General features: G+C 66.5%; 16 protein-coding genes. 8 read left to right on the forward strand and 8 right to left on the reverse strand.

Annotated features, from left to right (window positions below):
• Positions 1–25: 25 nt before the first annotated feature.
• The 5 genes from LOC60_RS06865 to LOC60_RS06885 form a co-directional block, all read right to left on the reverse strand.
• A complete protein-coding gene (locus LOC60_RS06865; RefSeq protein ID WP_230023896.1) occupies positions 26–1102 on the reverse strand; it encodes a lipoate--protein ligase family protein in 1077 nt (358 codons plus the stop codon).
• A 118-nt stretch (positions 1103–1220) separates the two neighbouring features.
• Entirely contained in the window at positions 1221–1478 is a 258-nt protein-coding gene (locus tag LOC60_RS06870; RefSeq protein ID WP_230023899.1) for a type B 50S ribosomal protein L31, read from the reverse strand.
• Between the two features lie 148 nt (positions 1479–1626).
• A complete protein-coding gene (locus LOC60_RS06875) occupies positions 1627–2550 on the reverse strand; it encodes a hypothetical protein (protein WP_230023901.1) in 924 nt (307 codons plus the stop codon).
• 93 nt (positions 2551–2643) lie between these two features.
• Entirely contained in the window at positions 2644–3447 is an 804-nt protein-coding gene (locus tag LOC60_RS06880; protein ID WP_230023903.1) for a TrmH family RNA methyltransferase, read from the reverse strand.
• Positions 3448–3460: 13 nt separating this feature from the next.
• The gene (locus tag LOC60_RS06885; RefSeq protein WP_230023905.1) at positions 3461–4249 is read right to left on the reverse strand and encodes an ABC transporter ATP-binding protein; all 789 of its coding nucleotides are present in this window, start codon (positions 4247–4249) and stop codon (positions 3461–3463) included.
• A gap of 82 nt (positions 4250–4331) precedes the next feature.
• Here LOC60_RS06885 and serB point away from each other — a divergent pair, with 82 nt between their 5' ends.
• On the forward strand, positions 4332–5237 hold the full coding sequence (serB, locus tag LOC60_RS06890; RefSeq protein ID WP_230023907.1) for a phosphoserine phosphatase SerB: 906 nt from the start codon (positions 4332–4334) through the stop codon (positions 5235–5237).
• On the opposite strand, the gene LOC60_RS06895 is transcribed toward serB, so the two are convergent.
• Together LOC60_RS06895 and LOC60_RS06900 are read right to left on the reverse strand one after the other, a co-directional pair.
• Positions 5234–6007, reverse strand: coding sequence for an SDR family oxidoreductase (locus LOC60_RS06895; RefSeq protein ID WP_230023915.1), 774 nt, complete (start codon positions 6005–6007; stop codon positions 5234–5236). The genes serB and LOC60_RS06895 overlap by 4 nt on opposite strands.
• 123 nt (positions 6008–6130) lie before the next feature.
• Positions 6131–6859 (reverse strand): beta-ketoacyl-ACP reductase, encoded by a 729-nt coding sequence (locus LOC60_RS06900; RefSeq protein ID WP_442860393.1) that lies wholly within the window; start codon positions 6857–6859, stop codon positions 6131–6133.
• Positions 6860–7005: 146 nt separating this feature from the next.
• Here LOC60_RS06900 and LOC60_RS06905 point away from each other — a divergent pair, with 146 nt between their 5' ends.
• The 3 genes from LOC60_RS06905 to LOC60_RS06915 are packed head-to-tail and all read left to right on the forward strand — an operon-like array spanning position 7006 to position 8529.
• Complete coding sequence (locus LOC60_RS06905) at positions 7006–7392, forward strand: DUF3099 domain-containing protein (protein WP_230023917.1); 387 nt, start codon at positions 7006–7008, stop codon at positions 7390–7392.
• Positions 7393–7401: 9 nt separating this feature from the next.
• Positions 7402–7656, forward strand: a complete 255-nt coding sequence (locus LOC60_RS06910) for a hypothetical protein (RefSeq protein ID WP_230023920.1) — start codon at positions 7402–7404, stop codon at positions 7654–7656.
• Positions 7657–8529: an SURF1 family cytochrome oxidase biogenesis protein gene (locus LOC60_RS06915; RefSeq protein ID WP_230023922.1), complete on the forward strand. Its 873-nt coding sequence runs from the start codon at positions 7657–7659 to the stop codon at positions 8527–8529. It abuts the gene before it with no gap.
• 88 nt (positions 8530–8617) lie between these two features.
• Here the strand turns inward: LOC60_RS06915 and LOC60_RS06920 are convergent, their stop codons facing one another.
• Positions 8618–10216 (reverse strand): ABC-F family ATP-binding cassette domain-containing protein, encoded by a 1599-nt coding sequence (locus tag LOC60_RS06920; RefSeq protein ID WP_230023924.1) that lies wholly within the window; start codon positions 10214–10216, stop codon positions 8618–8620.
• A 254-nt stretch (positions 10217–10470) separates the two neighbouring features.
• On the opposite strand from LOC60_RS06920, the gene LOC60_RS06925 reads away from it, so the two are divergent.
• Genes LOC60_RS06925 through ypfJ form a run of 4 tightly spaced genes read left to right on the forward strand, consistent with a single transcriptional unit; the run spans position 10471 to position 13405 of the window.
• Positions 10471–11139 (forward strand): biotin transporter BioY, encoded by a 669-nt coding sequence (locus LOC60_RS06925; RefSeq protein ID WP_230023925.1) that lies wholly within the window; start codon positions 10471–10473, stop codon positions 11137–11139.
• Positions 11139–11843, forward strand: coding sequence for an energy-coupling factor ABC transporter ATP-binding protein (locus tag LOC60_RS06930; RefSeq protein ID WP_230023927.1), 705 nt, complete (start codon positions 11139–11141; stop codon positions 11841–11843). Before LOC60_RS06925 ends, LOC60_RS06930 begins: the two co-directional genes overlap by 1 nt.
• Positions 11840–12493 carry an energy-coupling factor transporter transmembrane component T gene (locus LOC60_RS06935; RefSeq protein WP_230023936.1) on the forward strand — a complete coding sequence of 218 codons (654 nt, stop codon included), beginning with the start codon at positions 11840–11842 and terminating at the stop codon, positions 12491–12493. Before LOC60_RS06930 ends, LOC60_RS06935 begins: the two co-directional genes overlap by 4 nt.
• A 9-nt stretch (positions 12494–12502) precedes the next feature.
• On the forward strand, positions 12503–13405 hold the full coding sequence (gene ypfJ / locus LOC60_RS06940; RefSeq protein WP_230023938.1) for a KPN_02809 family neutral zinc metallopeptidase: 903 nt from the start codon (positions 12503–12505) through the stop codon (positions 13403–13405).
• The last annotated feature ends 74 nt before the right edge of the window (positions 13406–13479 follow it).

Consider the following 13479-nt stretch of genomic DNA (forward strand, 5'->3'; position numbering starts at 1 on the left):
GCGCGGAGGTCCGCAGGCCTGCAGGCTACGGAACGCGGTTCAACCACTCGGAAGTGTCGAATTTGTCGGCGACCTTCTGCTCCGCGAGGGCCAGCTCCTCATCGGAGAGCCCTGCCTCCACGGCGCCGTAACGCGTGGCGAAGGTGTCCATCATGGTTGCAATGATGTCTTCGCGGGACAGCCCGGTCTGCCGTTTGAGCGGATCCACCCGCTTCTTGGCACTGGTAGTGCCCTTATCCGAGAGTTTCTCCTTGCCGATCCGCAGGACCTCCACCATCTTGTCCGCGTCGATGTTGTAGGACATCGTGACGTGGTGCAGCATCCCGCCGCTGCTGAACCGCTTCTGGGCGGCACCGCCGATCTTGCCCTGGTCCGTAGCCATGTCATTCAGCGGCACATACCAGGCGGAGATGCCGAGCTTCTTCAGGGACTCCATCACCCAGGCATCCAGGAACGGGTAGGAATCCGCAAAGCTGAGCCCGTCAACCAGGGACTGGGGAACGTAGAGCGAGTAGGTGATGGCATTGCCGTGTTCCATGAACATCGCTCCGCCGCCGGTGATGCGCCGGACTACGGTGACGCCGTGCCGTTCCGCGCCCTCGGGGTCCACCTCGTTCTTCAGCGACTGGAAGCTGCCGATCACTACGGACGGCGACTCCCATTCCCAGAACCGGAGGGTTGGGTTGCGCTTTCCGGCACCGACTTCCTCGGCCAGGACCTCGTCCATGGCTACGTGCATGTGTGTGGACAACGGAGTGGGCGGGATGATCTCCCACTGATGGTCGCCCCAGCCGGTGGCCTTGCCCAGTGCGCGGCGGACCGTGGTGGCCACGGCTTCGGGGGAAAAGCCGAACAGGACAGTGTCCGGGGACAGCCGGGAGGAGACTGCTGCGGCTATATCGCCGAACGATGCCTCGGCAGGAAGCCCCTCGAGTGCGGCATTAATGTCCCCTAGCGCTTCATCCGGTTCCAGGAAGAAGTCGCCGCCAAGGGAAACATCCGCCAGCCGGCCGTCACGGACGGCCAGGTCCACAACAACCAGTTTGCCGCCGGGCACTTTGTACTCTCCGTGCCGGCGTCCGCTCTTATCCGTGCTTGCCATCAAGACTCCTCTGCTCCGAACCGGTGCCGGGACCGGATGGTCCCCCCTTACGGGGAAAGGCCCGCCGGGCTGATGCCGGCGGACCTTTCTCCAAATACTGCTGTGTTTTCCGAACTGGCTACTTCTTGGCGCCGAAGCCCTTGAAGCGGGCGTTGAAGCGCTCCACGCGGCCGGCGGAGTCCATGATGCGCTGCTTGCCCGTGTAGAACGGGTGCGATGCGGAGGAGATTTCCACCTCGATGAGCGGGTAGGTGTTTCCGTCTTCCCACTCGATCGTCTTGGAGGACGTGGCGGTGGAGTTCGTCAGGAACGCGGTGTCGGACGCGAGGTCACGGAAGACAACCGGAGCATACTTGGGGTGGATATCAGACTTCACAGTTTTACCTTCTTTTGGTGCCTGGATTTTGCCAGGCACAGTGTGGTTGAAAGCTTTATTGGCCGTACATTCGGCCAGCAACCCATACTAGCGCATTTCGCGGGCCGGCAGGAAACGCTGCGGGTGCCTGCCCGGGTATCGCAACGGGTCAGGGGCCGGTGCCCCACTGCGCGTTGACGGCCGTGATTCTAGAGGTAATGCCCTGGTTCAGGCCGGTGATTTCGATCTGCAGGGGACGGTAGTACTGATCCAGGCACAGCGAGAAGGACCCGGCGGGAAGCACCGCGGCTGAGGTGGACGCCGGGCCGGTTTGGTTTCCGGCCCGGGCATCCGCGGTGTCGAAGCTGCCGCTGATCTGCGTGCAGGGCAGGCCGTTGAGGAGCGCACCGTACCGAACCGCCACCTCTGACGACGGCGCGAGCAGCGCCGCCACCTTTTCCGGCCGCACCGTCAGTTCGGCGGCATCGGCAAGGACTGCCGCAGAGGCCTCTTCGGCTGATCCCTCCGGGTCTGCGGAAATGTCCTGGCCGCCTTTACGAAGCACCCGCTGTCCGTCGCGGATGGTGACGGCGAGGTCTTCGTCGGTGCCCTGCAGGGTCATGCTGAAGTCGGGACTGGTGGTGAACCGGACGCTGTAGGTGCCGGCCGGGAGCCAGCTGGTTTCGGTCTGCAGGGTTTGGATGCCGCCCCCGCCCGAGGCCATGGCGGTGGAGACGCAGGTCCCCGCTTCGGTTCCGGAGACGGGGTCCGGATCCCGCCGGATCAGCCATTGGCAGGCATCCTGGACCGGCTGCGGCATCCCTGCCTGGGTGCCGGTGACGCCGACCCTTGGCGCCGGGGCAGTTGTTTCGGGAACGGGCGACGGCGGCCGGGTGGGCACGGAGGTGCGCGTGGGTTCCGCCGCGACGGGTCCGGAAGCGGACGGTGCCTGCGGAGCGGACGGTGCCGGCGAAGCGGACACCGTCCGTTCCTTCAGCTGCTGTGCGGTGGGACCGCAGGCCGAAACGGTCAGCAGCAATCCCGTGCACAGTGCCAGGACAGTTCCTGGCCGGGTCCTTGCACGGGATTCCATGGCAGCTCCGCTGGTGTCCTCATCGATGGGTGACCTGGCACAGTCTGGCACCCGGGGAGCTGCAGGGTAAGGGCAGTGGACCGCCCGCGTGGGTTAGGGCCGGCACTCCCAGAAAGCCACCGCGCTGGCGGCAGCCACATTCAGCGAATCCACGCCTCCGCTCATCGGGATACGCACCGCCAGGTCGACGCCGGCAAGGGTGGTTTCGGCCAGGCCATCGCCTTCGGTGCCGAGGACCAGGGCAAGACGCTCGTCGCGGCGGGCGCTGAGTTCGTCCAGGGTCAGGGAATCCTCCCGCAGGGCCAGGGCGGCCGTGACAAAGCCTGCCTCCCGGAGTTGCCGGAGCTGCGCCGGCCAGTCCGTCAGGCGTACCCAGGGAACCTGGAACACGGTACCCATGCTCACCCTGATGGCCCGGCGGTACAGCGGATCCGCGCAGCGGGGCGTCACGAGGACGGCGTCCACCTGCAGGGCGGCGGCCGAACGGAAGATGGCCCCGATGTTGGTGTGGTCGACAATGTCTTCCAGCACGGCAATGCGGCGGGCCGTACCCAGCAGGGCGCCCAGTTCCAGCGGCGCCGGCCGTTCCATGGCGGCCAGCGCACCGCGGTGCAGGTGGAACCCGGTGATCTCTTCCAGGACCTCCGCCGTGCCTACGAACGCGGGGACCTCGGGGAACCGCTCCAGGACGTCAGTCAGGTCCGGAAGCCATTTCTCGGCCAGGAAGAAGGACCGGGGGCGGTGCCCGGCGTCGACCGCGCGGCGCAGGACCTTGGAGGATTCGGCAATGTACATGCCCTCCTCCGGCTCCCGCCGCCTCCGGAGGGAAGTGTCCGTGAGGGAGGTGTAGTCGAGAACACGGGGATCGTTGGCCGAGTCGAGGTACTGGAGGTTCACCCGGTGCCTGCTCCTAGCCGCGCAGGGCGGTGGCTGAGTACCGGCCGCCCTCGCGGCGCAGGTCCAGCGGCAGGTCAAAGGCGGTGCTCAGGTGCTCTTCGGTGAACACTTCTTCGATGGGACCGGACGCGACCACGCCTCCGTCGCGGAGCAGCAGGGCATGGCTGAACCCGGTGGGGACCTCTTCCAGGTGGTGGGTGACCAGCACCATGGCGGGTGCTTCCTCGTCCCGGGCCAGTTCGCCGAGCCGGAACAGCAGGTCCTCGCGGCCGGCCAGGTCCAGGCCGGCGGCCGGCTCGTCCAGCAGCAGCAGCTCCGGGTCCGTCATCAGGGCGCGGGCAATCTGCACGCGCTTGCGCTCCCCTTCGCTGAGGGAGGAGAACCGGCGGTTCATGAAGGTGGACATGCCCCATTCGTGCAGCAGGTGGAAGGCACGGCGTTCGTCGAGCTTTTCGTACTTTTCACGCCAGCGTCCGGTCATCCCGTAGGAGGCCGTAAGCACCACGTTGAGGACTGTTTCATCTTCCGGAATCTGACCCGCCAGTGCAGCGGAGGCCAGGCCGATACGGGGGCGGAGTTCAAAAACGTCCACGGCTCCGAGGACTTCCTCGAGGATTCCGGCTACGCCGCGCGTGGGGTGCATCCGGCCGCTGGCAATCTGCAGCAGCGTGGTCTTCCCGGCACCGTTGGGACCCATGATCACCCAACGCTCACCCTCCTTGACCTGCCAGTTAACGCCGTCCAACAGGGTTTTTCCGCCGCGGACAACACTTACGCCGGCAAATTCAAGAACATCACTCATAGCACTAGACATTAGGCTAAAGAAAGGGGCATTGGCGAAACGATGCGCCGCAGCGGCCCGCCCAACGAGCAGAACGGAAACCATGCCGAACTCCCCCGAATACAGTGTCGTCAGCTACGGGCGGGACCTTTCCGACGCCTACCTAGGCGCCGTGCAGGGTGCGGTTTCCGGCCTGGGTGCGCGGATCCTGGAGCTGGAGAACGCCGCGGGGAACGGTTTCACGGTGTCCAAGCTTTATGTGGGGTACGACGGCGGCCTCCCGAGGCTGCGGCGCGCCGTCGCTGCGGCGGCGGCAGCGGTGCCGGTGAAGGCAGGCGGCGAGCACAGCGCCGTGGTGCCGCCGTCGCTGCTTGAAGATGCCCGGAAGCTGCTGGTGATGGACGTGGACTCGACGCTGATCAAGCAGGAAGTCATCGAGCTGCTGGCGGCCCACGCGGGACGGGAAGCAGAGGTGGCCGCCGTAACCGAGGCCGCCATGCGCGGGGAACTGGATTTTGCCGCCAGCCTGCACGCCCGGGTGAAAACGCTTGCCGGACTGCCTGCATCAGTGATTGACGAGGTCGGAGCCCGGATTGAGCTTTCCGACGGCGCGGAACCGCTGGTGAAGGAGTTCCTTGCCGCCGGACACGGAGTTGCCGTGGTGTCCGGCGGATTCACCCAGGTGCTGGACCCGCTGGCCGATCGCCTGCAGCTCAGTTTCCGCAGGGCGAACCTGCTGGAAATCAAGGACGGGGTGCTGACCGGCGCTGTATCCGGTGAAGTGGTGGACCGTGCGGTCAAGGCCAGGTCGCTGGCTGGGTGGGCACGCGGGCTGGGTGTGGCACCCGGGCACACCATTGCGGTGGGCGACGGCGCCAATGATTTGGACATGCTTGCGGCGGCCGCACTGGGAGTGGCCTTTAATGCCAAACCCGCAGTGCAGGCCGCCGCGGATGCCGTGCTGAACCTGCCCCAACTGGACGTGGTTCAGCACTTCGTGAAGCTCTAGGCGGGGTCGCCGGCAGTGTCTGCTGCGCCGGCGGTCAGGTAGTCCGCACCGCCCACGTATTCGGTGTGCCCGGACGGAACGTCGGCAGTGGCCATGCGGGCCACTTCGGCGCCGAACTCCTGCACGGAGTAGAGCCTGCCGGCTTCCTCGCGGCGGGCTTCGATGGCGCCGGGGTTGGCCCGGTCCAGCAGGGTTGCCGTGACGGTGCCTTCGATCATGTCCCCGGAGACCACCACCAGGGTGATGCCCTTTTCCTCCAGCTGCGGGAGCAGAGCCCGGAGTGCATCTTCGCCGGCCCGCTTGCTGAGGGCCACGGCCTCGTATTCCGGCATGGTCGGCACCGAGCGGATGAAGTGGGCCTGGTGGCTAGTGACGAAGACCACCCGCGAACCGGCGGGCATCACCTCAAGCGCCGCGGTCAGCATGTTGACCTGCGCGTCCCGGTTCAGCTTCAGCGCGTAGTTCTCCTCCACACCGGTTTCCATGCCGCCGGAGGCATTGAGCACCAGGACATCCAGCCCGCCGAAGTTCTCCTGCGCCGCAGCCACGAGCGCAGCCGGGCCTTCCGCGACGGTGAGGTCAGCGCCCACGGCCACTGCGCGTCCGCCGGCTTCCCCAATGGCAGCGACCACCTTATTGGCACGCGGTGCCTTCTGGCGGTAATTGACGACGACGCCGGCACCTTCGGCCGCCAGGAAGCGGGCCACCTCGGCTCCGATTCCGCGCGATGATCCGGTGACGATCGCGGCTTTGCCATCCAGCAGGCCCATGGGATCTCCTTTTTGTAGAAAGTATCTAAGCAGTCAGCTCTCCGAACCCATCCTGCCAGCCGGCGCACCGGCCGGCAGTTGAGGAAACCTCCAAGGATTTGGGGAGCTGCGCGTTGGCGGGGGCTAGTGCCCCATGCCCAGGCCGCCGTCGACCGGGATGACGGCACCGGAAATGTAGCCTGCCTCATCGCCGGCAATCCAGCGCACCACGTTGGCAACTTCCTCCGGCTCGGCGAATCTGCCGGCGGGAATGGAGGAAAGGTAGTTCTTCTGCGTATCTTCGGGCAGGGCGCGGGTCATGTCGGTGTTGATGAATCCCGGGGCCACAACGTTGGCCGTGATGTTGCGGGAGCCCAGTTCACGGGTCAGGGAACGGGCGATGCCGATCAGGCCGGCCTTGGAGGCGGCGTAGTTGATCTGTCCGGGCGATCCGTAGAGTCCGACCACGGAGGAGATCAGCACCACCCGGCCCTTCTTCATCCGGAGCATGCCCTTGGAGGCCCGCTTGACCACCCGGAAGGCACCGGTGAGGTTGGTGTCGATCACGTCGGAGAAATCGTCTTCACTCATCCGCAGCAGCAGCATGTCCCGGGTGATCCCGGCGTTGGCCACGAGGACTTCCACGGGGCCGTGCGCGGCCTCGACCTCGGTGAACGCGGCGTCGACCGATGCCATATCCGTCACATCCGCCTTGACGCCCAGCATCCCGGCGGGAACCTCGCCGCTGCGGTACGTGATGGCCACGCGGTCGCCTGCGGCCAGGAATGCCTGGGCAATTGCCAGCCCGATTCCGCGGTTTCCTCCGGTCACCAGGACGCTGCGGCCGGACTCGTTCTCTGTCGTGTTCTGCACGGATATTCCTTCTTTCAGCCAGCGATGGGGGTTGCCTCGATCCTACGTGCGCCGGATTCAACTTCTGCAACGCGGCCGCTAGTGAGAGAATGAACGGACCTGTTTGGAGGGTGAGGAAGACTACCGATGGCTACTGATGGCTACTGATGGCTAGGGACACAAACCGCGGGGAGAGCGTCCCCAGAATCACCGACGCACCCAGCCCGCACACCGACGAAATGCGCACACGCATGATCAAGTACAGCGTGTCCATGGGCATCCGTGTGGTCTGCCTGTTCCTGATGTTCTTCGTGCACGGCTGGTTGTTGTGGGTGGTGATTGCCGGAGCGGTGGTGCTCCCCTACTTCGCGGTCATCATCGCCAACGGAGGCTCGGATACCCGCCTTATGACCGCCTCGGATGCGATGATAGACAGTCCGCCGGCCACCGCGCTGGACGCTCCGCGGGCGGCGGAAGAACAAACCGCTGAAACTCCCGAAACCACCGTGTTGCCGGGCGAGATCATAGACAACGACGACGAAGACAAGGCCTGACCGCGCAGCATGAACCTCCTCGATTCCCTCTCCGGCAACTCGGACACAGGCACCGGCACCCCGGTGTGTTCCCGGAAGGCCTGCAGGCTCAACGCAAGCTGGCAGCTGCTGTGGAACAACCCCCGCATCCATACCCCGGAACGGCGCAAGGCCTGGCTTGCCTGCGATGAGCACCGGGACTGGCTGGAGGATTACCTGCGTACGCGCGGCCTCTGGAAGGAAACCCTCCCGCTGGACGGCAGCACTGAAGGCGGTACAGCGTAGATGTACCGCTTCCTCCTCTCCGCCCGCTGGTTCGGCTGGTTTGTCCTTGTCTGCGTCCTGGCAGCCGCGTGCGTGGGCCTGGGCCAGTGGCAGATGGACCGCCGCGAAGCCTCCCTGGCCGACAGTGCCCGCATCGAATCCAATTACGACGCCGCGCCGGTTCCATACGACGAGGCCGAAGAATATTTCGACACCTACGACGAATCCGCCGAATGGCTGCCCGTGAAGCTTGAGGGAACGTACGACTCCGCCGAGCAGCGCATTATCCGCAACCGCCCGCTGAAAGGCCGCCCCGGCTACGAGGTCCTGGTGCCGCTGAAGCTTGACGACGGCACCAGCGTGGCGGTCAACCGCGGCTGGCTGCCGATCGGAGACGACGAGGCCGGCCGTCCGGACAGCATCCCCGCCGCCCCCGAGGGCAGGGTCAGCGTGGTGGCCCGGATCAAACCCGCCGAACCCACCCTGACGCGCAGCGCACCCGAGGGGCAGCTGCCCTCGATCGACCTGGGAGCCTTCGCGGAGCAGCTGGACTATCCGCTGCACCAGGGGTCCTACGGGCTCATGGCAAGCGAGGACCCGGGTGCCGCCGTCGCGCCCGAAGGCGCCCCGCGTCCGGAAGTGGATGAGGGCCTGCACCTCTCGTACGGACTGCAGTGGTACGGGTTCGCGCTGATGATGTTCATTGGCCTGGGTTATGCCGCGCGCCAGGAAGCATTGAACCGCTACTACGACGGCATCGACGATGAGGATGACGACGACGACATCATCGCCGCCCACCCGACTCCCTCCCGGCGTCGTCCCCCGCGCCGCAAAAAGCGCGGGCCTACGGGTGAAGAGGAAGAGGACGCAATCCTGGACGCACAGGGCTTCTAGGCCCTCCTGCCGGCTTCGGCTGCGCAGACGACAGCGGCCCTGCTCCGATTGGAGCAGGGCCGCTGGTGTACGCGGGATGGGCCGGAGGTTAGGCCAGGGTCACCAGGTCAAGGTAGTTCTCGTTCCAGTGGTCCTCGTCGCCGTCCGGCAGGAGCACCACACGTTCCGGGTTCAGTGCCGCTACAGCGCCCTCATCGTGGCTGACCATCACCACGGCACCGGTGTAGTTGCTCAGGGCCCCGAGGATCTCCGCACGGGAGGCGGGGTCCAGGTTGTTGGTGGGTTCGTCCAGGAGCAGGACGTTCGCGGAGGAGGCAACGATGGTGGCCAGGGCCAGGCGGGTCTTCTCGCCGCCGGACAGGACGCCGGCCTTCTTCTCGACGTCGTCGCCGCTGAACATAAAGGAACCCAGCACGCTGCGGACCTCGGCGTCATCCATGTCCGGCGCGGAGGAACGCATGTTCTCGAGAACCGTCCGCTCCGTGTCCAGGGTCTCGTGCTCCTGGGCGTAGTAGCCCACCTTGAGCCCGTGCCCGGCGATGACCTTGCCGGTATCCGGCTTGTCGACGCCGGCCAGCATCCGCAGCAGGGTGGTCTTGCCCGCGCCGTTCAGGCCCAGGATGACCACCTTGGAACCGCGGTCAATGGCCAGGTCCACGTCGGTGAAGATTTCCAGCGAACCGTAGCTCTTGCTGAGGCCCTCGGCAGTCATGGGGGTCTTGCCGCACGGGGCCGGATCCGGGAAGCGGAGGGCTGCCACGCGGTCATTGGCGCGGACGGCGTCCAGGCCGCCCATCAGGCGGTCCACGCGCTTGAGCATGCTCTGTGCCGCGGAGGCACCGGACGCGCGGGCCTTCATCTTGTTGGCCTGGGCCAGCAGGATGCCGGCCTTCTTCTCGGTGTTGGCACGTTCGCGCTTGCGGGCGCGCTCATCGGTCTCACGCTGGATCTTGTAACGCTTCCAGTCCATGTTGTAGATGTCGATGGTGGCGCGGTTGGCGTCAAGGCTGAAGACCTTGTTCACGGTGGCTTCAAGCAGCTCGGTATCGTGGCTGATCACGATCAGGCCGCCGGTGTGGTTCTTGAGGAACTCCCGCAGCCAGGCGATGGAATCGGCGTCGAGGTGGTTGGTGGGCTCATCGAGGAGCATGGTCTCGGCGTCGGAGTACAGGATGCGGGCCAGCTCCACACGACGGCGCTGGCCGCCGGAGAGTGTCTTCAGGGGCTGGTTCAGCAACCGGTCCGGCAGGGCCAGGTTGGCGCAGATGGTGGCCGCCTCGGACTCCGCGGCGTACCCGCCGGCGGAGAGGAACTCCGACTCCAGCCGGTCGTAGCGGTTCATCGCCTTCTGGGAGACCTTCGGATCATCGCTGGCCATCTCGTCCTGGCACTTCTTCAGCTGTGCGGAAACCACGTCCAGGCCGCGGGCGGACAGAATACGGTCACGGCCCAGCTGGTCCATGTCCGGGGTGCGCGGATCCTGGGGCAGGTAGCCGATGTCGCCTACCCGCTTCACGGTGCCTCCAGCCGGGAGGGCTTCGCCGGCGAGGACCTTGGTCAGGGTGGTCTTGCCGGCGCCGTTGCGGCCTACCAGCCCGATTTTGTCTCCCTTGTCAACACGGAATGAAACCGCTTCCATGAGCAGCCGTGCGCCTGCACGCAGCTCGAGACCAGATACGGAAATCACTCAGTGGACCTTTCGAAGGTTTTTGTATTGCAGAAACGCTGCGCGGTGCGCGGGCCTTGAAACGGTGGAAATCCACCGAGGCGGGAAGGGTCACAGTGACCGGTCATGGAGGCCTGGTTGGCCGGAACAGCCCTTCCAGTCTAGCCGCCATAGTCCATTTGTAGAAAACCTCCAATGGAATCCCGCTTCACCGCAGCTAATGTTCGAAACGCAATCCCGCCCGTTTTTCTTCCCCTATAAGGAAAAGTGCAGCGATGAAGAACACTTCGGCCGACGCGCCGCGCCCCGCCCGCGGCACCGGCGGCTCCGGGTCCACCGGCACTGGAAACGGCGCCCGGCTGCGTGCCCGCCGCCGGTGGACGTCCGCGGACCTGTCCCTGATTGCCGTCTTCGCTGCGCTCACCGCGGTCTTCTCGATTCTTCCCGGAGTGCCGCTGGGGGCGGGTGTGCCGATCACGCTGCAGACACTGGCGGTGATGCTTACCGGGATGCTTCTTGGCCCCGGACGCGGGGCTGCCGCCGTGGGACTCTTCCTGCTGGCGGGCCTGGCCGGGCTGCCGGTGTTCAGCGGTTTCCGCGGCGGCCCGGGCGTCCTTGCCGGGCCGTCCGCAGGCTATCTGCTCTCCTTCCCCGTGGCAGCCGCCGTTGTCGGGCTGCTGGCCGGGCTGGTGCTGCGGCGCACCCGGCGGGACCGGACGGTGCTGCTCTTCGCCGCGGCCCTGGCCACGAGTTTCGCCGTGGTGCATCCGGCCGGCATTGCAGGGCTGATGCTCAACGGACACCTATCCTTCCCGGCCGCGCTGGCGGTGGACATGGCCTTCTGGCCCGGAGATGTGATTAAGAACCTGCTTGCCGCCGTGGTGGCCGTCAGCGTTTTCAAGGCTTTCCCGTCAATGGCTTCCCCGGTACGCCGGAGCCGCTGATGCCCTCTATCCTGCTGCAGGACGCCAGCGTGCTGCCCGCCGGGGACGGCGGGACGCATGCACCGATCCTGCACCCGCTGTCACTGGAGCTCGACACTGCGCGCACCGCCGTCGTCGGCGCCAACGGCTCCGGCAAGTCAACGCTGCTCAAACTTTTGAACGGACTCGTGCTGCCGGACACCGGCACGGTCAGTGTGGACGGCCTGGATACTGCCAGGCACGGAGCGGCCGTGCGGCGGCGCGTCGGGTTTGTCTTCACGGATCCGCTCTCGCAGCTGGTGATGCCCACCGGGCGGGACGACGTCGAGCTGTCCCTGCGTGCCTCGGTCCGGAACCGGGTCCAGCGCCGTGCCGCGGCCGAAGCGCGGCTTGAGGCCCTCGGGCTGCTGGAGTTGGCGGACCGGAGCATCTACGACCTCTCCGGCGGCGAACGGCAGCTGATGGCGCTGGCCTCAGTGTTGGCGGTTGAACCCGCCGTGCTGGTGGCAGATGAGCCCAGCACCCTCCTGGACCTGCGCAATACGGCTTGGCTGCGGCGGATTTTTGCCTCGCTCCCCCAGCAGGTCATCTACACCACGCATGACCTGGACTTCGCGGCCGATGCAGACCGGGTGCTGGTAATGGACGGCGGCGCGGTGGTATTCGACGGCGGTCCCCGTGAGGGCATAGCCGCCTACCGGGCGCTGGCGTTGGGGGTGGGATGAGACGCTCTGCCGGGGCAGGGGACCTGCTGGGTGCGTACCGGCCGGGGACCTCTTCGATGCATGCGGCGCCCCTTGGGCTGAAGGCCGGAGTCCTGGTTGTCCTGTCCGTGGCGGTGCTGGCGCTGCGCTCCCCCGTGCTGCTGGCCCTTGCTGCGGTTCTGGTGCTTACCGCCTATGCCGCCGCCGGGCTGCTGCGCGAGTCCTGGGTGCCCCTGAGGCTGATGTGGCCGGTCCTGGTGCTGCTTGGCGTGTTTCAGTGGTGGGCTTCCGGCGTAGAGGCCGCCGTCATGGTGACCGGCAATATTGCCGTCTGCGTGACGGCGGCCCGGCTGCTGACCCTGACCACTGCCCCGCAGGAGCTGCTGGACGGACTGGTGTCGCTGGCGCGTCCGCTGCGGCCGCTCGGCGCGGATCCGGAACGGTTTGGGCTGACCCTGGCGCTGATGCTGCGGAGCATTCCGTTCCTGCTTGGGTCCGCCCGCGATGTCCGGGAATCGGCCATGGCGCGCGGGCTGGAACGCAATCCACGGGCCCTCACCGTTCCCGTCGTCATCCGGGCGGTGGCCTATGCCCGCCAGACCGGCGACGCGCTTGCGGCGCGCGGCATCGGCGAAAGGTCCGAAACAAAGGTTGCCAAAGGCAACCGATAACCTGATGACATGAGTTTCAATACCAACGCGCGTCTGGATTCCTCCCGTGTCAGTGACCGGCGCGGCAAGGGCAAAGGCATCGCCGTAGGCGGCGGACTGGGCGGCGGCCTGCTGCTGATCCTGTCCCTGTTTTTCGGATCGGACGTGATTGACGGGCTGGGCCTGAGCGACGGATCCGGCGTACCTGCCGGCCAGGCACAGTCTGAGAGCATCGACACCTGTTTGAACGGCGAAGATGCCAACGAGCGGTTGGACTGCCGCATCCTCGGCACTGCCGAAAGCCTCGACAGCTTCTGGGAGCCGTACCTGGCCGGCTACGGCCTGACCTACACGGAGCCCGGCGTCGTCCTCTTCACCGACCGGACGAATACCGGCTGCGGCGCTGCCACCAGCGCCGTCGGACCGTTCTACTGCCCGGCGGACGAACAGACCTACTACGACACCGCGTTCTTCTCCGACCTGGTCACCAACTACGGGTCCTCCGGCGGTCCGCTGGCGCAGGAATACGTGGTCGCGCATGAGTTCGGCCACCACATCCAGCAGATCACCGGCTCCAGTGCGGGCCGGAACGCGGACCCGCAGGGCGCAGACTCCGCCTCGGTACGCACCGAGCTGCAGGCAGATTGCTATGCGGGCCTGTGGGCACGGCATGCCGCGGACCAGCCCGCGCCCGGCTCGGACGTGCCGTTCCTGGCTCCGTTCACCGAGACCGACATCAGCGATGCCCTTTCGGCGGCATCCGCCATCGGCGATGACCGGATCCAGGCTTCGGCCACCGGACAGGTCAACCCGGAGAGCTGGACCCACGGCTCCAGCGCCCAGCGCCAGGCCTGGTTCCTTGCCGGCTACAACGACGGCGGCAGCCTGGAAACATGCGATACCTTCAGCGCTGCGGATCTGTCCCACCCGTAAGGGCCGGCGGAACATCTGCCACCGGCGCCCAAGGCAACGCCCGTCCCGCCCTGGCGCCTGAGCCAGCTGTCCGC

Source organism: Arthrobacter sp. zg-Y769, from assembly GCF_020907405.1.
Classification (GTDB): domain Bacteria; phylum Actinomycetota; class Actinomycetes; order Actinomycetales; family Micrococcaceae; genus Arthrobacter_B.